17 protein-coding genes, 2 tRNA genes and 2 pseudogenes are annotated in these 19,089 nt (G+C 70.2%); 7 read left to right on the top strand and 14 right to left on the bottom strand.

The features are described 5' to 3' along the window. Nucleotides 1–2: 2 nt before the first annotated feature. From ABGB05_RS22075 to ABGB05_RS22065, 3 genes are read right to left on the bottom strand one after another with little or no spacing between them, the layout of a single operon-like run. Nucleotides 3–1,160 carry a hypothetical protein gene (locus tag ABGB05_RS22075; protein ID WP_347655357.1) on the bottom strand — a complete coding sequence of 386 codons (1,158 nt, stop codon included), beginning with the start codon at nt 1,158–1,160 and terminating at the stop codon, nt 3–5. Further along, the gene (locus ABGB05_RS22070) at nt 1,157–2,011 is read right to left on the bottom strand and encodes a thioredoxin domain-containing protein (protein ID WP_347655356.1); all 855 of its coding nucleotides are present in this window, start codon (nt 2,009–2,011) and stop codon (nt 1,157–1,159) included. The genes ABGB05_RS22075 and ABGB05_RS22070 overlap by 4 nt, the downstream gene beginning before the upstream one ends. Beyond that, nucleotides 2,008–2,601: a MauE/DoxX family redox-associated membrane protein gene (locus tag ABGB05_RS22065; protein WP_347655430.1), complete on the bottom strand. Its 594-nt coding sequence runs from the start codon at nt 2,599–2,601 to the stop codon at nt 2,008–2,010. Before ABGB05_RS22065 ends, ABGB05_RS22070 begins: the two co-directional genes overlap by 4 nt. 290 nt (nt 2,602–2,891) lie before the next feature. Between ABGB05_RS22065 and ABGB05_RS22060 the strand changes: the two genes are divergently transcribed. The 3 genes from ABGB05_RS22060 to ABGB05_RS22050 all read left to right on the top strand — a co-directional run bounded on the left by ABGB05_RS22060 (nt 2,892) and on the right by ABGB05_RS22050 (nt 7,326). Continuing rightward, nucleotides 2,892–4,751, top strand: a complete 1,860-nt coding sequence (locus ABGB05_RS22060) for a copper resistance protein CopC (protein WP_347655355.1) — start codon at nt 2,892–2,894, stop codon at nt 4,749–4,751. 12 nt (nt 4,752–4,763) lie between these two features. After that, on the top strand, nt 4,764–5,516 hold the full coding sequence (locus ABGB05_RS22055) for a YcnI family protein (protein WP_347655354.1): 753 nt from the start codon (nt 4,764–4,766) through the stop codon (nt 5,514–5,516). 154 nt (nt 5,517–5,670) lie between these two features. Then, nucleotides 5,671–7,326 (top strand): hypothetical protein, encoded by a 1,656-nt coding sequence (locus tag ABGB05_RS22050; protein WP_347655353.1) that lies wholly within the window; start codon nt 5,671–5,673, stop codon nt 7,324–7,326. Nucleotides 7,327–7,637: 311 nt separating this feature from the next. Here ABGB05_RS22050 and ABGB05_RS22045 read toward each other — a convergent pair whose 3' ends face one another. Continuing rightward, nucleotides 7,638–8,933 (bottom strand): glycosyltransferase family 87 protein, encoded by a 1,296-nt coding sequence (locus ABGB05_RS22045; RefSeq protein ID WP_347655352.1) that lies wholly within the window; start codon nt 8,931–8,933, stop codon nt 7,638–7,640. A 74-nt stretch (nt 8,934–9,007) separates the two neighbouring features. Here ABGB05_RS22045 and orn point away from each other — a divergent pair, with 74 nt between their 5' ends. Both orn and ABGB05_RS22035 read left to right on the top strand, forming a co-directional pair. Continuing rightward, the gene (orn, locus tag ABGB05_RS22040; protein WP_347655351.1) at nt 9,008–9,598 is read left to right on the top strand and encodes an oligoribonuclease; all 591 of its coding nucleotides are present in this window, start codon (nt 9,008–9,010) and stop codon (nt 9,596–9,598) included. Nucleotides 9,599–9,770: 172 nt separating this feature from the next. Beyond that, nucleotides 9,771–9,846 (top strand) — tRNA-His (locus ABGB05_RS22035). Nucleotides 9,847–10,026: 180 nt separating this feature from the next. Here the strand turns inward: ABGB05_RS22035 and ABGB05_RS22030 are convergent. Both ABGB05_RS22030 and ABGB05_RS22025 read right to left on the bottom strand, forming a co-directional pair. Then, on the bottom strand, nt 10,027–11,208 hold the full coding sequence (locus ABGB05_RS22030; protein WP_347655429.1) for an Ig-like domain-containing protein: 1,182 nt from the start codon (nt 11,206–11,208) through the stop codon (nt 10,027–10,029). A gap of 281 nt (nt 11,209–11,489) precedes the next feature. Further along, the gene (locus ABGB05_RS22025) at nt 11,490–12,725 is read right to left on the bottom strand and encodes an Ig-like domain-containing protein (RefSeq protein WP_347655350.1); all 1,236 of its coding nucleotides are present in this window, start codon (nt 12,723–12,725) and stop codon (nt 11,490–11,492) included. A gap of 188 nt (nt 12,726–12,913) precedes the next feature. Here ABGB05_RS22025 and ABGB05_RS22020 point away from each other — a divergent pair. Together ABGB05_RS22020 and ABGB05_RS22015 are read left to right on the top strand one after the other, a co-directional pair. Beyond that, nucleotides 12,914–12,989: transfer RNA gene (locus ABGB05_RS22020), tRNA-Lys, on the top strand. Between the two features lie 124 nt (nt 12,990–13,113). Further along, complete coding sequence (locus ABGB05_RS22015) at nt 13,114–13,464, top strand: DUF4326 domain-containing protein (RefSeq protein WP_347655349.1); 351 nt, start codon at nt 13,114–13,116, stop codon at nt 13,462–13,464. Nucleotides 13,465–13,471: 7 nt separating this feature from the next. Here the strand turns inward: ABGB05_RS22015 and ABGB05_RS22010 are convergent, their stop codons facing one another. From ABGB05_RS22010 to ABGB05_RS21975, 8 genes and pseudogenes are all read right to left on the bottom strand, one after another. Next, the gene (locus ABGB05_RS22010) at nt 13,472–14,344 is read right to left on the bottom strand and encodes a hypothetical protein (RefSeq protein WP_347655348.1); all 873 of its coding nucleotides are present in this window, start codon (nt 14,342–14,344) and stop codon (nt 13,472–13,474) included. Between the two features lie 101 nt (nt 14,345–14,445). Then, complete coding sequence (locus ABGB05_RS22005; protein WP_347655347.1) at nt 14,446–15,228, bottom strand: aminoglycoside phosphotransferase family protein; 783 nt, start codon at nt 15,226–15,228, stop codon at nt 14,446–14,448. Then, nucleotides 15,225–15,875, bottom strand: a complete 651-nt coding sequence (locus tag ABGB05_RS22000; RefSeq protein ID WP_347655346.1) for a histidine phosphatase family protein — start codon at nt 15,873–15,875, stop codon at nt 15,225–15,227. The genes ABGB05_RS22005 and ABGB05_RS22000 overlap by 4 nt, the downstream gene beginning before the upstream one ends. 22 nt (nt 15,876–15,897) lie before the next feature. Then, on the bottom strand, nt 15,898–16,635 hold the full coding sequence (locus tag ABGB05_RS21995; protein ID WP_347655345.1) for a phosphotransferase: 738 nt from the start codon (nt 16,633–16,635) through the stop codon (nt 15,898–15,900). Further along, nucleotides 16,632–17,447, bottom strand: coding sequence for a class I SAM-dependent methyltransferase (locus tag ABGB05_RS21990; RefSeq protein WP_347655344.1), 816 nt, complete (start codon nt 17,445–17,447; stop codon nt 16,632–16,634). The genes ABGB05_RS21995 and ABGB05_RS21990 overlap by 4 nt, the downstream gene beginning before the upstream one ends. 24 nt (nt 17,448–17,471) lie before the next feature. Then, the gene (locus ABGB05_RS21985; RefSeq protein WP_347655343.1) at nt 17,472–17,993 is read right to left on the bottom strand and encodes a topology modulation protein; all 522 of its coding nucleotides are present in this window, start codon (nt 17,991–17,993) and stop codon (nt 17,472–17,474) included. 51 nt (nt 17,994–18,044) lie between these two features. After that, nucleotides 18,045–18,962: pseudogene (locus ABGB05_RS21980) on the bottom strand (hypothetical protein); the annotation flags it as partial. A 21-nt stretch (nt 18,963–18,983) separates the two neighbouring features. Further along, nucleotides 18,984–19,089, bottom strand: a pseudogene (locus ABGB05_RS21975) (IS982 family transposase); the annotation flags it as partial.

The following is a 19,089-nucleotide window of genomic DNA, read 5'->3' as shown; positions in this document are numbered from 1 at the left end:
TCCTAACGCCGGCCGGCCGGTTCACCCTCCAGGCCGGTGCCGGCCGACCAGCGGGCCCGGGTGGGCGGGACCGGCCGACCGTGCCGGGCGGCGGTGTGCAGCCGCAGCGCGCCGGCGGCCGCCAGCCCGAACCCGGCCGCGAGCACGATCGCGACCAGCACCCGGGCGTACCCCGCCGGCCACGGCACCGGAAGCACCGAACGGAGGAAGACCGAGGCGTTCGTCACCCCGGCGAACAGGGCCAGGCAGGTCCCGGCCAGGGTCAGCACGAAGTCGGCGGCCGGTCGCTGCCGGGTCAGGACGTGGACCGCCGTGACGAGCGCCGCCACCCCGGTGAGGGTCGGCCAGAGCTGGTTCGTGACCAGCCCGGCCAGCATCCCGCCGAACCCGGCGTCGGCACCCCGGGCCAGCGCGTAGGCCAGCGCGGCGAGCCCACCGGTGCCGGCCACCCCGGCCAGTACGACGGTGGCCCGTCGACCGGGCCGGGATGCCCGGGGGAGCAGCCCGAGTCCACCGACCACGAGTGCCCCGAAGACGACCCCGGCCCACCAGGGCAGCGGGTCCGGGGGCGGAACCCAGTCGAGGGTGCCCCGTACCTGCACCGTCGTGCCGCCGTCGCGCAGTGGCACGGTCCAGTCCCGTACCCGCTGTGGCCGGTCCGGGGCGGCGGCGACCCGCGCCGGCGGCCCGTCCTCCAGCCAGCGGGTGCGCTGGTCGTGCCAGCGGACGACCGGCTCGGTGCCGATCCGGCGCCACTGCGGCGGCCGGGTCGGGTCGGTGCCAATCGGCGGTGTCTCGCCGGCCAGCGTCCGGTTGAGGTATGTCGCCGGGGAGTTGCCGTTCTCGTAGACGCCGTCGGACCGGACCTCCAGGTACGGCTCACCGGCGTAGCCGAGCACCTCGATCGTCCGGCCGGTCCGGTTCTCCAGTTCCAGCCGGGCACCGCCCTCGACCAGGCGTACCCGCAGGCCCGGCACAGCCGGGGTGAGGCCGCGCACGGCGCTGGCGTAGTTGCTGCCGTCCGGGGTGTCGGCGGCGTGCGCGGCGGCCGGCGCGGCGGTGGCCAACGCCCCGAGCAGGCCGGCGACGACCGCCAGCAGCATCCGCCGGTACGTCATCCGCCGGTGCCCGCCCCGCTGGTACGCCGCCCGGTCCGTCATCCGCCGGCCGCGGTCACCGCCGCGGTGACCGCCTCGGCGCTCGCCTGCACCTGCTTGCCGTTGACCAGGACCGTCGGGGTGCCGTTGATGCCCGCCCGGCTCGCCTCCTCGGTCACGTGGTCGGTCCATTTCTTGAACGTATTCTCTCGGACGCAGTTGGCAAAACTGTCCCTGGCCAGACCCACCCCGACGGCCACGTCGACGAGTTGGGTGTCACTCAGCCCGGCACTGCCCTCCGGCGGCTGCCGGTCGAAGAGCGCCCGGGAGTACTCCCGGAACTTGCCGCTCTGCGCGGCGCAGCCGGAGGCGGCGGAGGACCGGGTCGAGTAGTCGGTGCTGGAGAAACGGTTGAGGAACGCGACCGGGTGGTACGTGATCCGGGCCTTGCCCTGTGCGACGAGCTGGTCCAGGGTGCCGCCGGCCTGCTGCTCGAACTGCTTGCAGAAGGGGCAGATGAAGTCCGCGTAGACGTCGATGTTGACCGGCCCCGTGCCGAACACGATGCCGGTGCCCTCCGGGTTGGCGCCGCCGGGCGGGGTGAAGTCGCCGGCGTCCTTGCTGGCCGAGACGGCCCAGCCGATCAGGCCGGCGGCGACCAGCACCACCACCGCGCCGATCGAGGCCCAGAGGGTCCGGCGGCGGCGTCGTTCCCGGGCCCGCTGCTCGCGTACCACCCGGGCCGGCCGGCTGTCCGCCCGGCCGGGGCGGGACTCCCCGCCGCGGGCGGCCCGCGACTCCCCGTTCCGCGGGGTCCGCGACTCCCCGTTCCGGCCGGCCCGCGCCTCCTCGGCCCGACCCGGGCCGGGCTCTCCCGGCCGGGTGGCCCGGCGGCGACCCTTCCTGTTGTTCATCTCCGCTGCCCCTCCGTATCCGCCGGCGGGTCGTCGTCCGCCGTCTCCGCCGGGTCGTCGTCCGGCTCTTCCCACCGGTCCCTGAGCACGCCGTCGACCGAGAAGGGCGTCCGGGGCCAGGCGAGGAGGAACCCGGCGAGCACCAGGAAGCCGACGTCCCGGAGGACCTCGGTGCCGTACGTCGGATCCTGGCCGGCGGCGAGGTTGCCGCCGCTGCCGAAGCAGCCGCAGTCGATGGAGAGCCCGCGTGCCCAGGCCGAGGCGATGCCGGCGACGAAGACCACCAGCAGCACCGCGGAGATCCCGGCGGCCAGCCGGGTGGCGAGGCCGAGCAGCAGGATCACCCCGAGGGCGATCTCGACGAACGGCAGGGCCGCGCCGATCACCACCGCCAGGTCGTACGGGAAGATCTGGTAGGCGTTGACCGCCCGCCCGGAGGCGGCCAGATCACCGATCTTGGAGCCGCCGGCCACCAGCCACACCGCGGCGAGCCCCAGTCGGGCGGCGGTGCCGAGCCAGGGCCGGACGACGAGCCAGCGGCTGCGCCCCGGGGCCCGGATGTCTCCTGCGGTCCGTTCGGTCACGGTCATTGTGTCGTCGTGCTCGGCGGCACGGTTCCGGCCGGCCGGAGTGTCGTCCATGGCATTGCGTACGGTGGGATCACGCTCACTTACGGTACGCGGACAATCTCGGCGACACGGGAGCATTGACCGGCAGACCGGGTTGACCACGACCGGCCCGGTGGGACGTATCACAACGGGAACTTTTCCGCCGGGGATGCCGACCATTGCTACGTGGCAGGGGACTGGACCAGCGGTGGGAGCGGGGCCACGTGACCGGAGGTCGCGCGGGGCGGGCCCGGTCGGCCACCATGTCCGGCATGACTGCTGCGAATCCCCCTCGGAATGTCGCGGGTCGCCGCCACCGGACCGGTGGTGAACCCGGCCGCCCGTTGACCCGGATCGGCGCCGGCCTCGGCCTGCTGCTGGCCTGGCTCGCCCTGCTGTTCGGCCCGGCCACCCCGGCCAGCGCACACGCCGTACTGGTGAGCAGCAGTCCGGCCGCCGAGTCGGTGCTGGGCAGCGCCCCGACCGAGGTGGTGCTCACGTTCAGCGAGGGCGTCCGCGAGGTGGCGGACAAGATCCGCGTGCTCGGTCCGGACGGCAGTCGGGTCAACCGGGGCAAGCCGACCTTCAACGGCGCCGTCGTCACCATCCCGGTCGACCCCGGCGGGCCACGCGGGACGTACCTGGTGAGCTACCGGGTGATCTCGGCGGACAGCCATCCGGTCGCCGGGGCGTACACCTATTCGGTCGGCGCTCCGTCGACACCGCCGACCGACAGCGGCGCCGACGAGGTCCATCCGACGGTGGGCGTCGCGGTCCGGGTCGCCAAGTTCCTCGGGTACGCCGGACTGCTCCTGCTGATCGGCCCGGTGCTGGTGCTCAGCCTGCTCTGGCCCCGACGTCTGGACCGGGCCGGCCCGGCGCGGCTGATCTGGGCCGGGATCGGACTGGTCGCGCTCTCCACGGTCGGCGCGATCTGGCTCCAGGTGCCGTACACCGGCGGTGGCGGGCTCTTCGCGGTCAGCGGCAGCGCCCTCGGCGACGTGCTCGGCAGCACGTTCGGCGCGGCGCACCTGGTCCGGTTGGGGATCCTGGCGGCGACGGCGATCCTGGTCCGGCCCCTGGTCACCGGGCGGGCCGGTCGCGGCGACCAGATCCTGCTGGTCGTCCTCGGGGTGGCCGGCCTGTTCACCTGGCCGATCGCCGGGCACGCCAGCGCCTCGCCGGTGCCGGCGGTCTCGGTGGTCGTCGACGCCGCGCACCTGGCCGGCATGGCGGTCTGGCTCGGTGGCCTGGTCATGCTCGTGGGCTTCCTGCTCCGCCGGGCGACCGAGCGGGAACTCGACGCGATCCTTCCGGTCTGGTCCCGCTGGGCCACCCTCGCGGTCTCCGCGCTGCTGCTGGCGGGTGTGGTGCAGGCGTTGATCGAGGTCGGTACGCCGAGCGCGCTGGTCTCGACCACCTACGGCCGGCTGCTGATCGCCAAGATCGTCCTTTTCGTGCTGGTCATCGCGGCCGCCGCGTACTCCCGGCAACTGGTACGTCGTCGGTTTCTGGACGAGGACGGGGCCGACGACGGGGACGGGCGCCTCGACGAGGACGAGGACGCCGGGGAGCTGGCGGAGAGCGCGGAGCCGGACGACGCGGCGCAGGAGCCGGAACCGGCCACGGTTCCGTCCGGCGCAGGAGCCGCCGCCGGCACTGCCGCCGGCCCGTCGGTCGGGACGACGCGAATCCGGCGGGCGGTCTGGGCGGAGTTGGCCATCACCGCGGTCGTACTGGCGATCTCCGCCGTCCTGGTGCAGACCCCGCCCGCCCGGACCGCCGAGGGCTACGGCACGAACGGCACCGCCGCCTACTACAGCACGACGCTGACCAGTTCCCTGTACTCGCTGCAGGTCGAGATAGACCCGGCGAAGCGGGGCGGCAACTCGGTGCACCTGTACGCGTACACCCTGGACAACAAGCCGCTGCCGGTGGTCGAGTGGCGGGCCACCGCCGCCCTGCCGGAGAAGGGCATCGAACCGATCGAGATTCCGCTGCTGCCGCTCACCGACAGTCACGCCACCGGTGAGATCAGCCTGCCGTCGGCGGGCAACTGGCAGCTCAGTTTCACCGTCCGGCTCTCGGACATCGACCAGGCCACGGTGACCAGCGCCGTGCCGATCACCTAGAAAGGTACCCCCATGATCCGTCACCGTCGGGCGGCGTCCACCACCGTCGCCCTCGTTCTCGGTGCCACCGCGGTCGGCGTGTTCGGGCTGGCCGCGCCGGCGTCCGCGCACGTCACGGTGAACCCCCGGGAGGCGACCCAGGGCGGCTACGGCCGGCTCGCCTTCCGGGTGCCGACCGAGAGTGACACCGCGTCCACGGTCAAGCTGGAGGTGACGATGCCGGACGACGCGCCGGTGGCGTCGGTCTCCACCATGCCCGTGCCGGGGTGGACGGTGGCGATCGAGAGGCGCACGGTCAACCCGCCCCTGGAGGTGCACGGCAGCCAGGTCACCGAGGTGGTATCAAAGATCACCTGGACCGCGTCGGCGAACGCCGGGATCAAGCCGGGTGAGTTCCAGGAGTTCCCGGTCTCGATGGGTCCGCTGCCGGAGAAGGACCGGATGGTGTTCCGGGTGCTCCAGCACTACTCGGACGGCAACGTGGCGCGCTGGATCGAACCGCCGGCGGCGGACGGTGCGGAGCCGGAGAACGACCCGGCGCCGGTGCTGGCGTTGGCTCCGGCGGCTCCGGAGGGTGGCGCGGCCCCGGCCAGCCCGCCCGCCCAGGCACCCGGGTCGAACAGTGCCGCCTCGTCCGAAGACGACGGTGACTCGGGCGCCCTGGCGCTCGGCATCGCCGGGCTGGTCGCCGGACTCGCCGGTCTGGTACTGGGCGGCCTGGCCCTGGTCCGCACCCGCCGGGTGACCACTCCGCCGACCAGCTGAGCAGAGGTACGTCGCTGGCCCGTCGGCAGTTGCCGGCGGGCCAGCGGCGTTTTCAGGCAATAATCCGTGTTGGAGCGATTTCACTCGGTATGGTCGGCGAGTACTCCGGCCCCCCGGGTCGGTGGGTACACCGACCCACGAGGGAGATGCGCGGATGCGGTTCGTACGGCTCGCCGCAGGTTTGCTTCTGGTCACGATCGGACTGCCGGTGCTGCTCGCCGGCGTTGCACTGTGGACGGTGGGCCAGCAGCGCGGTCCGAACGGCGGGTTCGGTGGCCCGTTGGAGCGGGTCGGCACCGAGGGGTACGCGGTTGTCGTACCGGACCTGGCCGTGCTGCTGGACCGGGACGCGCCCTTCGTCACCGCCGGCCGGACCGGGTTGCGGGTTGTCGCCCGTGACGGTTCCGATCCGGCGTTCATCGGGTTGGCGCCGGCGGCCGAGGTCCGGACCTACCTCTCCGAGGTCCCGTACGCCCGGGTCGACCGGGTCAGCGTGACCAGAGGGGTGCTGCCGGTGCAGGTCAGCCCGGCCGAGGCGCCCACCGCCGCCGCCCAGGGATCGTCGGCCCCGGTCCGACGGGTGACTGGTGGATCGTCCACCGGCTCCGGGCAGCCGCCCGGGGACGGACGGTCCGCCACCGAACGCCCGTCGGCGGAGCGCCCGTCGGGGGAGGTGCCGTCGGCGCAGTCCGGGGTGGGGCGGCCGGGAGAACAGAGCCTCTGGATCCGGCAGGGGGTGGGGGTGCTGGATCTCAGCCCCGACGACGTACGCGGGCATCGGCTAAGCCTGGTGGTGATGCGTCCCGACGCGCGGCCCGGAATCGCGGCCGACCTGCGGACCGAGATCCGTCCCGGCTGGCTCGACCAGGCCACCTGGGCGCTGCTCGTCGCCGGTGGTCTGCTGGCCCTGCTGGGCGTCGGCCTGCTGGCCCGACCGGTCCGCCCCCGTGAGGTGGTCTTTGTCGTCGAGCCTGAGCAGGTTCCCGCGTTCGCGGCCCGGCTCGGCGTCACCGCCCTGAACGCCCTCGGTCGGAAGTCGCGCCGATCCGGCGAGGCCGAGCCGCAGTACACCTCCGTGCCGTCCGCCACCGCCCAGCCCGCCACGGTCTCGGCCTCGGCTGCCACGGTCCCGGCTGCCACGGTCCCGGCCGCCACGGTCCCGGCCGCCCGACCAGAATCGGTACGCCGGATGACGGCTACCCCGCAGGTCACGACCAACCTGGAGACCACGGGTACGACCGTCCCGGTGTCCGGTGTCGGAGCCTCGGCGCGGCCCGCGACGCTGGCGGACCTGGTGCGGCCGACGGGCACCACGGGTCCCGCGTCGCCGGTACGTGGATCCGAGGTGGTGCGGGTCGACTCCGGGCGCGCCCCGGCCCCGGCCCCGGCCCCGGCCCCCGCCCCCGCGCCGGCGCCGATGCCCGCCCCACCACCCGCCCCGGTGCCGGCCCCCTCACCGACCCCGCCGCTGCCGACGCCACCGATCCCGACCCCACCCCGGCCGGCCGCCCCGGTGCCGGCCGCGGCAGCCCGCCTCCGGACGGCCGTCCCGGCGGGCCGCTACGACCTGAACCAGCCCCGATCGGGCCGATCGCCGGTGAATGCGGGGAAGGGCTATTCCAACCCCACACTGCGCCAACTGGACCCGACAGTCCGGCAATCCGACCTCACGCTGCGCCAGTCCGACCCGACGGCAGGTCAGGTGCCCGCTCGGGGTACGGCGTCGCGACCCCACCCGGCAGAGCCGGAACTCGACGAGCACGACGACCGACTCCCCGAGGTGATCCGGCGACCGACGCCAACCCACTGAGCGTCGCGGCCACCGTTCCGGGCCGGGTACACGCCCGACTCGCACGTCACGTAGCGGCGTGGCGCGGCGAGCGGGGTCCCGCCGGCCGGACCAGACGCCCCGCCGGCCGGAACCCGGCCCCGCCGGACGATCCCCGGCGGGTGGCACGGCCGCTCCGGGGGCGGGACGCGAGTGGCCCCCCGCGCTGCCGACACGGGGGGCCACTCTCACCGGGGGATCGGTGTACCGAAGGGACGTTTTCTGATGTGTCCCCAGATTAGCTGCCTGGAGCCAGACTAGATACATCTGTCCATTTGGCGCAAGTTCTGACGCTACCTGATACTTGGTTCATGTTTTGCGGGGTGATCCGTTGCCCGCGTGTCCGCCGAGCCGCCCCGGATCGGCAGCACGACCAGCAGCACCAACGCGAACAGCACGTACGTGTTCCGGAGCAGGAACTCGTGCGGCGCATCGGTACGGACGAAGTCGTCACCCCAGTCGTAGAAGGAGACCACGCCGTACACCATCGCGGCGGCGAGCAGCACCGCGAGGACCAGCAGGGCGATCCGGCGTCGTCGTCCGACGCCACGGACCGCCGGGTCACCGGGTCGGCGCAGGACGACGTCGACCAGCACCACCAGGGCCGGGATGAACCAGTACGCGTGGTGGGTCCAGGTGATCGGGCTCACCAGCACCCCGACCAACCCGGTCAGCGCCAGCCCGGCCAGGTGGTCGCCGGCCCGGGCGGCCCGGGCCGCCCGCCACAGTCCGTACCCGGCGATCATCAGGACCAGGAGCAGCCAGAGCAGTTGGTTGGGCTCTCCCGGCGTGGTGAACCGGTGAAGCAGTCCGAACAGCGACTGGTTGCCGGTGTAGTCGGTCCGTCCGACCCGATCGGTCAGCCACAGCTCGTGCGTCCAGAACCGCCACGAGTCGCCGGGGGCGACGGCCGCCGCCAGCAGGGTCGCCACGGTCGCGGCCACGCTGGCGCCGATCGCCGCCCGCCACCGCCGGGCCGCGAGCAGGTAGATGATGAAAATCCCCGGATACAACTTGAGCGCCGTCGCCAGCCCGATCCCGACGCCGGCCCAGCGTGACCCCCGGGGTACGGCGAACAGCAGGTCGGCCAGGATCAGGATCACGAGCAGCATGTTGATCTGCCCGAAGGCGAGGGTCTCGCGGGTGCTCTCCATGGCGAGCACCAGCGACACCCCGAAACCCAGGGCGAACCAGCGGGGCAGTCGGTGCCGTTCGACCAGGGGCGCCACCAGCCACCAGGTGGTCACCACCAGCGCGACCAGACTGAGCACGGTGAAGATCGTGATCGTGGCGACGAGCCGCAGCCCGGCGAACGGCCGGAGCAGCAGGGCCGCGAACGGCGGGTAGGTGAAGTACAACTCACCCTGCACCCTGTCGGCCTGCACGTAGTCGTACAGCGGGTTGCCCTCGGCCCACCACCGCGTCGCGCTCATGTAGATCTTGAGGTCGAAGAAGTTGTGCGGGGTGTCCAGCAGGTAGAGGAACGGAAGCAGGGCGACGATCAGTGCCACGCCGACGATCTGGCGTACGGTCCGGCCGCCGGGGTCGTCCTCGACGACGGCGGGTGGGGTGGGAGGCTCGGCAGGCACGGGAAAACCCTAGCGGGCCGTTCTGTCCGCAGCGCTGAGGCGCGGGTCCCCCGGTGGCGCGTAGTCTGAGCGGCGTGGCTGATCTTCTCGTCTGGGTCGACTGTGAGATGACCGGGCTTGACCTCGGCAAGGATGCGCTGATCGAGGTCGCCGCTCTGGTCACCGACCGTAACCTCAACGTGCTCGGCGACGGTGTCGACGTGGTCATCCACGCCGACGAGCCGGCGTTGGAGGCTATGCCGGAGATCGTCCGGGCGATGCACCAGAAGTCCGGGTTGACCGAGGAGGTACGCCGGTCGACGGTCAGTCTCCGCGAGGCCGAGGACCTGGTGCTGGAGTACGTGACCACGTACGTCAAGGATCCCCGTACCGCGCCGCTGTGCGGGAACTCGATCGCCACCGACCGGGGCTTCCTGGCCCGGGACATGCCGCGGCTCGACGCGCACCTGCACTACCGCATGATCGACGTCTCCTCGATCAAGGAGTTGTGCCGCCGCTGGTACCCCCGGGTGTACTTCGGGCAGCCGGCGAAGGGGCTGGCCCACCGGGCCCTGGCCGACGTCCGGGAGAGCATCCGGGAACTGGAGTACTACCGGCGGACCATCTTCGTACCCCTGCCCGGGCCCGACGTCGAGGCCGCCAAGGCGATCGCCGCCGAGCTGTAGGCCGACCGGCGCCCGACGTCCCGACGCGGCGCCCGGCGGACCGCCGTCGGTCGGGGCGGCCGGCCGCCGGCCGGGCAACCCGGTCGACGGCGGGGGTGGGGGTGTGGCTATCATTGGTCGGCACCCCAGCCGGGTCTGATGATCCGGAGGGTGTGATTGTGTACCAAGCATGGTGGCTGTAGCTCAGTTGGCAGAGCACCGGGTTGTGGTCCCGGGTGTCGTGGGTTCAAATCCCATCAGTCACCCCATCGCCCGATCTTCGGATCGGCACAGGTCAAGGCCTCTCCGCTCGGAGGGGCCTTGTTCCGTTTCCGCGGTCGTTGCCGCGGTCGACGTCGACGAGAACGAGGGGCCGGCCGGGGGTTGTTTCCCCCGGTCCGACCCCTCGGTCAGATTCCGTGGTCGGCTCGGCGCCTGCCGCCGGCTGCCTATTCGTTCGAGGCCGGCTCGTACGGGATGGCGCTGCCCTTGACGTACTCGTCCCAGCTCATGTTCCAGTCGGTCCAGCCGTTGCCGTTCTGCAGCTTCGTCTCGGTGCCCTTGACCACGATCGGGTCGCCGATCCTGGTCTGGTCGAACAGCCACTTGGCGTTCGCGGTGGACATGTTGACGCAGCCGTGCGACACGTTGCGTCGGCCCTGGTCGGCGACGGACCAGGGTGCGGCGTGGATGAACTCGCCGCCCCAGGTGAGCCGCTGGGCGTACTCGATGTCCGTGATGTAGCGGTTCTCCGGGTTCGGGTCGTCCATCGTGTCGAAGACGGTTTCCTTCTTCTTCTCGATGATCACCATCGTGCCGCTGGAGGACGGGGTGCTCTTCTTGCCGAGGCTGATCGGGATGGTCTTGATGGTCTTGCCGTCCCGGGTGACCGTCATCTTCTTGGTCTTGTTGTCCACCGTCATCAGCAGCGAGGTGCCGGTCTTGATGTCGACGGTCAGATCGGCCCGGCCGTAGTAGCCGTCACCCATCGGCAGGCCGCCGGCCTGGATCCTGTAGAAAATCTTGCTGTTGGCCTTCCAGTACGTCTTCGGCCGGTACCGCACCTCGGTCGGGCTGACCCAGTGCCAGATCCCCTCCTGGGCCGGCGTCGCCTGCACCGTCATCCGGCGCTGCACGTCGTCCCGGTAGTCCTGCGGGATCGCCCGGCTGAACTTGACGATCAGCGGCATGCCGACCCCGACCGTCTGGCCGTCGCCGAGGAAGCTGGTCACCCGGACCTGCTTGCCGGGCTTGGCCATCGTGGTGAAGGTGCTGGTCGCCGTCGCCGGCTTGCCGTCGTCGCCGGTCGCCGTCACCGTCGCGGTGTACGTCGTGGCGTAGTCGAGCTGCTTCTCCGGCAGCCACGTGCCGTCGCCGGTGAGCTTGCCCTTGACGGCCGTTCCGGCGGCGTCCTTGACCTCGACCTTGGTGTCGGTGGCGTCCTTGCTGGTGAAAGTGATCTCCGCCGAGGCGGGCACGTCCTTGGCGTCCGCCGCCGGAGCGGTGATCGCGGCCGACGCCTTCGGCTTCTGCTCGGCCTCGTTGCCACTCTGCCAGGCCGGGCCGCCGCCGTCCTTGCCGCCGCCACTGGTGCAGGCGGTGGCGGTGACCGCGAGAGCGCCGGCGAGCAGGACCGAGGCGACCGCCCGAACCGGCGAGAGCCGGCCCGACGCCGTCGGCCGCCGCCCGGACGTACGACGTGTCAACTGAGTACGACGCACTCGCATGATCCCCTCACAGTGCTGTCCCACGAGCATCCCAGGTCTGAATACCCCGGGCCATCCTCCCCTAATGACGCCAGTCGACAAGCTTTCGTTTCCCGTCGTGCCAAAGAACACCACGGGCCGTGGCTAATGCGGTGGAAAGCGCGAATTGTCGACGTGGCGGGAGAAGGTTGTCGCCGGCCTTTCCGTCACGCTCCGAGATCGTCCGGTACCGGCAGCGCGCTGCCCTTGACGAATTCCTTCCAGGGAAGGTTCCAGGCGGTCCAGCCGTTGCCGTTGGTCAGCTTCACCTCGGTGCCGGTGATCGTCACCGGGTCGCCGGTCTTGGTCCGCTCGAAGAGCCACCGGGCGTTCGGGGTGGACATGTTGATGCAGCCGTGCGACACGTTGCGTCGTCCCTGGTCACCGACGGACCACGGGGCCGCGTGGATGTACTCGCCACCCCAGGTGAGCCGCTGGGCGAAGTCGATGTCGGTGACGTACCGGTTCGCCGGGTTCGGGTCGTCCCGGGTGTCGAAGACGGTCTGCTCCTTCTTCTCCATGATCACCATGGTGCCGCTCGATGACGGGGTGCTCTTCTTGCCGAGGCTCACCGGGATGGTCCGGACCGCTTTACCGTCGTCGTAGACGGTCATCTTCTTCGTCGCGTTGTCGACCTTCATCTCGAACCGGCTGCCGATCTTCGCGGTCGCCTTCCGGTCGACGTTGCCGTAGCGGCCGTTGCTGAGCGGAATGCCCTCCAGGCCGATCCGTACCTTGAGCGTGGTGCCCGGCTGCCAGTACTCCGGGGCCCGGTAGTAGGCCTGGGTGCCGTTCTCCACCCAGTGCCAGGCGCCCGGCTGCGGCGGGTCGGACTCGACGAACAGTCGCCGCTGCACCTTGGCCCGGTCCTTCTTGGCGATCCCCGGCGAGAACTCGACCACCACCGGCATCGCCACGCCGTACGTCTTGTCGTCGAAGAGGTAGAGGCCCGAGCCGATCACCGACCTCGGCTTCGCCATGGTGGTGAAGGTGGTCTTCCGGGTCGCGGTCTGGCCGGCCGGGTCCGTCGCGGTGACCTCGGCGGTGTACGTCTTCGAGTACTTCAGCGGGCTCGCCGGCACCCAGGACGAACCGTCCTCTCGGAGTGCGCCCTTCACCGCGCCGCCCCCGTCGGCGGTGAGGGTCACAGCGGTGATCTTCCCGCCCTTGATGCTGGTGCCGATCTCCGTGCTGACCGGCTGCTTCTTGGCGCCGTCCGCCGGGGTGACCTTCAACTCCAGCGCCTCGGCCGGCGGAGCCGGCGACGAACCGGGCTCACCCGCCGTGCCGCCCACGAACTGCGGCTTCTCGCTGCTGCCACCGCCACCGCACGCCGCCGTCCCGAGCGGCGCGACAACCGCCAGGGCGACGACGATCGCCCAGGCCCGTGCCTTCCTGCCCATCCCCACCTCAGTCCACTCGATCCCGGAGACATCGTGCCGTATGACTGCCATCCTGTTGTGCCCGGAGCCTGGAAGTTTCGCGACGTTCAGGCCGGTATGTCGGGCTGATCCGACCGAACGGGGGGACCGGGGTATCTGATTGGAGACCGCCGTCGGGTGCGTGTTAAGGTTTTCCCCGTTGCCGGCGAGCGCCGCTAGCTCAACTGGCAGAGCAGCGGACTCTTAATCCGCGGGTTCGGGGTTCGAGTCCCTGGCGGCGCACCAACGATCAAGGCCTTGACCTAGTAGTTCTCTGCCGGTCAGGGCCTTTTTCGCGTAGGCCAGTGGTGGCTGGTCGCTCGGTGGGTGCTCGGGAGCCGTTGGACCGGGGCGGCGTGGCCGGGACGCGATGTACTCGCGAGCCACCCCTTCCGGGCCCGTCGTGGGCAGTTACCCTGGCCGCGTGGGGGCGCAGTCACGGGTTCGAGTGCAGGGGGACCTCTACCACCCGGTGGTGCCGTCCGGCGCCGTCTATGTCGGGCGGCAAGGGTTCGGGTTGCGGCGTTCTCCCTGGGCCAATCCGTTCAGTCTTCGCAGGCATGATCGGGCTGAGGCGTTGCGCCTGTATAGGCAGTGGCTTGTGGGGCAGCCGGCGCTTGTTGAGCGGGCGCGGCGGGAACTCGCCGGAAAGCAGTTGGCGTGTTGGTGCCGCGTTGAGGATGCCTGCCACGCTGATGTGCTGACCGAGATCATCGGTTGACGTGTAGTCAGTATCGAGCGGCGGGTCGTTTGGGTGCGTAGACGCCGCCGATGCTGAAGGATTGCGGTCTTGCCGCTTGGTTACCGACATAGAAGGCGACGTCGCGGTCGGCGGCGCAGAGCTGGGTGAGGAACTTGTGTCTCAGCTGATCCGTAGCCTCGGCGTCGGTGAGCTGGCTCAGGCGACGTTGTAGGGCGACGAACTCCCAGTCCCAGAGTGTCTGCTGGTGACCGCGGCAACGGCGGTCTGCGCATCGGTAGCGGTAGGCGCCGGTGAACCGTGGTGCCTGAAGAGGGCTGCGCTTGGACGGCTCCAGTAGGTCGAGCTGGTTGAGGTAGCCAACTATCTTCTTACGATCCTCCACCGACCAGCCGGGATGTCGCTTGACCTGTAAGGCCGAGATGTCGGCGACGCGAATCAGTGCGATCGATTGTGCGCTCGGGTCGTCGCGGGTCTGCTCGTTGAGCCGGCACATAGAGTCTTCGACGAGTGGATCGAGAAGATTTCGACGTGATTGCTGGTTGGTCAGGTGCTGCTCGGTGGTGATGGTGTCCACGATCGGCTTCCAGCTCTCACGGCGCTGGTCCTGCCTGGCCGGCAGCGCATCGAGGTTGACGATGTCGTACTTGCGGAACTTGCTGTTGTCGGCCAGATCTCGAAAGTGGATCGGGTAGAGCCGAATCCAGCCTGTCCAGGGCGTGTCCAAGCCGAGCGCGCCGACGCAGACTGTCTCTCCGTAGCGGGCGGACGGGTTGGGAGCCGCCTTCACGGTGATCAGGAGTCGGAGGGTCGCTGGTCGTGTCAGTACTGGCTTCGACGGCGGATTCTCGTCCGCGCCCGGTCCCCACAACGGAAGTTGTCCCAACGGAACCACCAACATCGCTGAATGTGGCTTCCTGTGCACTCCTCGTTACATAGATAGCTTCGCATCTAAATCGATGACGCGCTAGCCATCGGAGGCGATCTGGCCGTTGCCTGAGTTCATCTGAGGGTTGTGGTGACCAAGGCCGTCAGGGCATCAAGGTGCGCGCAGTGTTCCAGGAGCTCGCGGTCGACTACGCTGAGCTGGCCGTATTCGTCGAGGAAGCTGCCGCGTAGGTCCGGGCGGAGAGGCCAGATGCGGGTGGCGAGGCGTACGAGGTCGCGGGCAGGCAGGTCGTAGCGGCTGTGCTCGAAGTCGATCAGGCGAACGGTCCCGTCGTCGCCGTAGATCATGTTTCGGGGCATGAAGTCGAGGTGACACGGCACGGCCGGTAGCGGAGCGAGGTCTTGAAGGGCTCGCATGTGGGCGCGTACTTCGGCGCGGTCGTTGGATGTAATGCGGTCTCCGGCTTGGTGGATCCAGTACTCGGCGCGTTCGGCGAGCCAGGCCGTCCAGTCCGGTTCCAGTCTTGGCGGTCCGGCGGCGTGGAGCGTCCGCAGTAGCTGCCCCGCTTGGCGGTAGCTGTTCCGCTCAGCCTCGGGATCGAGCTTCCGCTGGTCGAGTGGGATACCCGGCACGGCGGTGATGACGATCGCGGGCGGGTCGTCGGTTGCCGCGAGTAGGCGGGGCGCCCGGTCCCCGAAGGCTGAGATCCAGGTCCGGTAGGCATGTAGTTCCTGCGTGTGCCGTTCTTGGCTGCGGTGTTGTTTGACGATCACCTCACCGTGCTCTGCGGTCGAGGCACGGAGCACCTGAGTGCCGGCGTGGCCTGGGTGCCACGTGACGGGCACCCCGTCGGTGTCGAGGAGGCGCCGGCAGAGTTCGAGAAGATCGATGCTCATCGTCGGGGTTCGAGGTGTCGGGTGTCGTTGTGGGTGACGAGTTGCCAGATGGTGCGGCCGAACCGGTTGGTTGGGTGTTGCCATCGGGTGATCGAGGCGTGATCGGTGACGAAGCCGAGCCGTAGGCAGGCGTTCTGGGGGAGTGCGAGGAGGAGGTTGTTGGCCGCCTCGATGGTCTCGCCGTGGGCGGCGATGAGGATCCTCTCGCCGTCGTGCCGGGCGAGGATCTTCTGTAGGACTCTGGTTGCCCGATCGAGGTACTGGTTCCAGGTTTCGGAGCCGTCGGCGTACGGCGTGTCCGGACTGTGTTGTGGCGGGCCCTGGAAGGCAGTCTTGATGTCTGCCCACGGACGGCCGTCGGCGTCGCCGTGGTCGGGACCGCGAAGGTCCGGCTCGACCGTGGTTGGCAGGCGGAGTGCCTCAGTGATGATCTCGGCGGTCTCGACCACCCGTCGTCGGGGCGTGGAGTAGAAAACGGCGTAGGGGCGATCGTCGTGTTCAGCGGCCAGCCGAGCAGCGAGCCGGCTGACCTGATGGCGTCCCCGGTCGGTCAGTCCGGTGCAGCCGTGTTCGCCGCCGACGATTCCGGTGACGTTGCAGGCGGCTTCGCCGTGGCGGGCGATGACGAGTTCGGTGGTTGGGGCCATCGACAGGGCTCCTTCGGGGTGGTCAGGTCGGTGTGAACGGGTCGGGCCAGGGCCGGACGGTGGGCCACGGGTGCCGGTATCCGTTGGTGCCGAGGTACCGGAGCGTCAAGAGGTGGTGCAGTTCGGCGTACTGCCGGAGTTCGTCAAGGTCGCAGGAGTTCGGCGCGATCGCGGCCCGGTAGGCATCGGCGCAGCCCATGAGGGTTCGCTGGCTGAGGCGGCCGTACGTCATCGAGGCGGTGACGAGCAGGCCGGCCAGGTCGTAGCCGATAGGGGCGAGGGTGAGGTCATCGAAGTCGACGATGGCGACAATCTCTCCCTTAAGGAGGTAGTTGCGGACGTTTGGGTCCTTGTAAAAGGCCGTGGGCCGGCCAGGCCGTTCGAGAATGGCGTCGAGCGCGGCCAGGTCGATTCCGGTGACGCGGGCGGCCCGATGTAGCGCCTCGCGACGCGGCGCGGTGAAGTCGGGGAGCGTCAGCCCGGTCGACGTGGTGTGTGGTTGGTCGAGGCGCGCGGAGTGCAGTTCTCTGCGGTACGCGGCGTCGTTCAGTCGACCGAGTACGGACGCCACGCGAGGCAGGTCGGCCACCTCGGGTGTCCGGCCCGGCAGCCGCTCGAAGGCCAGGTGACGATCCGTCCGTGTGACCAGGTGCGGGAGGCGGACCCCGGACTCCAGCGAAGTGAGCCAGGCGTGGTGGGCCGCCGCTGCCAAACAACGTTGTGGGTCGTCGTACCACTTGAGGAAGAGGTTGCTGGTCATGGCCGTACTGCCAGGGCGTAGCTGACGGTGGATTGGGTCAGGTACGGCGGCACCGGTAGCCGTTCTCGGAGGATCGCGGCCAGGCCGGCTGGCCCGCCCGCCGGGTGGATCCGGTATTTCGGGGTCGTGGCGAGGTATCGGGCGAGGTGCGTGGCGTCGGCAAACTCGAAGACGTGCCGCTCGTGTCGGACGTCGAGCACGGTGAGATGGGTGGCGGCGAGATCGAGCAGGTTGTCGCTGTGGAAGCTCTCGTAGAGGCTCGGCCGCCTGGCAGTGCCGGGATCGAGGTTTGCTGCTTGGACGAGCAGGTCGAGTTCGGCGTAGCTGTCCAGCGACTTCGTCACCAGCACGGCGACACCTCCGGGACGGAGGCAGCGGGCGATCTCCGCGACTACGGCGGCCGGTGTGGCCGAGTGATAGAGACAGAAGGCGGCTACCGCCGCGTCGGCCATCGCATCGGGCAACGGCAGGTGGTGGAAGTCGGCGCAGACCGTCGAGCCGACCTCGTTGACCTCGGCCAGTCGGGTACGGACGGTGTTCAGAAGTGCGGCCGAGGCGTCAACCGCGATAAGCCGTCGAGGGCGGAGACCGGCGGCGATGCGGAGCGTGGTGGTGCCCCGTCCGCAGCCGATGTCGAGCACGACCGCACCGGGTGAGATCCGCTGGGCGAGCAGGTCGACGATGACTTGGGCGGCGTCTCGTCCGGCGATCTTGGCCTGGTGTAGCGCGCGGGTGCGTTCCGCGAGCCGGCCGTCGGTGCGGTACAGGTCGCCGTGGACCAGCGCGGGGTCGAGGAACGGGTTAGCCGACACCGGCCGTCTCCCGTCCCCGCCCGGTTACGCCATCGGCTGGGCCTCTCGCCGTACTCGGTCGACCAGCTGGTTGGCTTGTCGGCGGCTGCGCAGCGAGATCAGCCGGACGTGCGGCCCGTACTCCTGAATGAGGGTCTCGACCCGGGGCCGCATGGTGCGTCGGTAGCCGAGGATGTAGCGGACGAAGTTCCAGGTGATTCGGTCGTAGACACCGTCGGCCTGGTGCTGGCCGCCCCGGTAGCGCCGGCGTCGCTGAATGATGCCCCAGAGACAGGTCAGCGCGGGTAGGTCGAGGAAGATCACGGTGTCGGCGGCGGCAAGCCGGATGGGCAGGGTGCAGGCGTAGTTGCCCTCGATGATCCACCGCTCGCCGGCGACGAGTTTCTCCTGCTTGCCGGCGAACTCGTCCTGGGGCAGCGGGTTCCACTGCTCGTCGTAGTAGATCGCGTCGAGGTGGGTCAGGGGTACGTCGAGGATCCCGGCCAGCTGCCGGGCGACGGTGGACTTGCCGCTGCCGCCGCAGCCGATGATGGCGATCCTGTCCATGGTTCTCCAGAGTAGGTGCAACACCTGACGCGGTCGGTCGGACACGGTAGGTCATCGCCGTGTCGCTTTCGCGCGGCGCAGCAGACGATCGAGAACGTCGAGTTGGGTGGAAAGCCGGAACGGGTCGAGGCGGTGCAGGCACTCGCCGATCAGCGTGGCGTGTTCGCTGGTACCGGCGATCTCGGTGAGCCAGCCGACCCGGTCCCGTACGTCGGCAGCGTCGCTGACTCGCAGGCTCGCCGGTACGAGGCCGGCGGCGCCTCGGACGGTGGTGGGCAGGAGCGGAGCGCAGCCGGCAAGCACCGCCTCGAAGATCCGTTGGGTGACTTGGCCGGCGCGGGCGTAGCGGTCGGGTAGCAGCAGTACGGTGGCGAGCGCGCCCGAATGGATCTCGGCGACCCGTAGGAACGGAATCCGGCCGACGAAGTTGAGGCCGGGCCACCGGCTGGTGTCGGGCCACTTGCCGGCGATCAGGTGAGGCACCTGCGCGGCGGCGGGCGCGAAGAAAGTGTCGAAGGCGTCGTCTCGGTCGTACTGATTGCCGACATAGACGAGCGGTGTCGGCCGCTGGCAGGCGGCGAGCGCAGTGGGGTCGGCGTTGTCGAGCGCTGTGTCGGGGACGGGAAAGAGCAGCGGCACGGCGCCCGGGCTCGGGTGGAGGGCCGGCTCGCAGACGGTGACGTTGTCGGCGCGGCGGAGGGGATCGGTCGGGGCAAGTCGGCGGTCCTTGTCCCACAGGATCGTCGGAGTGGTGAGCCGTTCGGTGTAGTAGGCGACGAGTTCCGCTTGGCGGTGCAGGTCGCAGGTGTGTCCGGGCGGGCCGCAGGGGTTGGTGTTTCGGCCCGGGATGGGCCAACGCCATTCGAGGAACAGGGCGTCGAGGTCGGGCAGGCCGGCGTCCCACCGGTAGCGGTCGGTGAGGTCGAGGCCCGCTTCGTCCAGGTCGCGGTTGGCTTGGAGAAAGACTATACGAGTTGTTCCGAATCCCGGTCAGTGGTCGTAGGCGATCAGTGACCGGGTGACGGGTGCACCGGTCTTGTTGTTGTGCCAGATCGCGGCGGTCATCGCGAGGAGGCGTTGGGCCACCCGTACGGCG

This window comes from Plantactinospora sp. B5E13, from assembly GCF_039871775.1.
Lineage (GTDB): Bacteria > Actinomycetota > Actinomycetes > Mycobacteriales > Micromonosporaceae > Plantactinospora.
The sequence above is the reverse complement of the archived record's forward strand: the minus strand, read 5'-3'. Positions and strand labels throughout refer to the sequence as shown.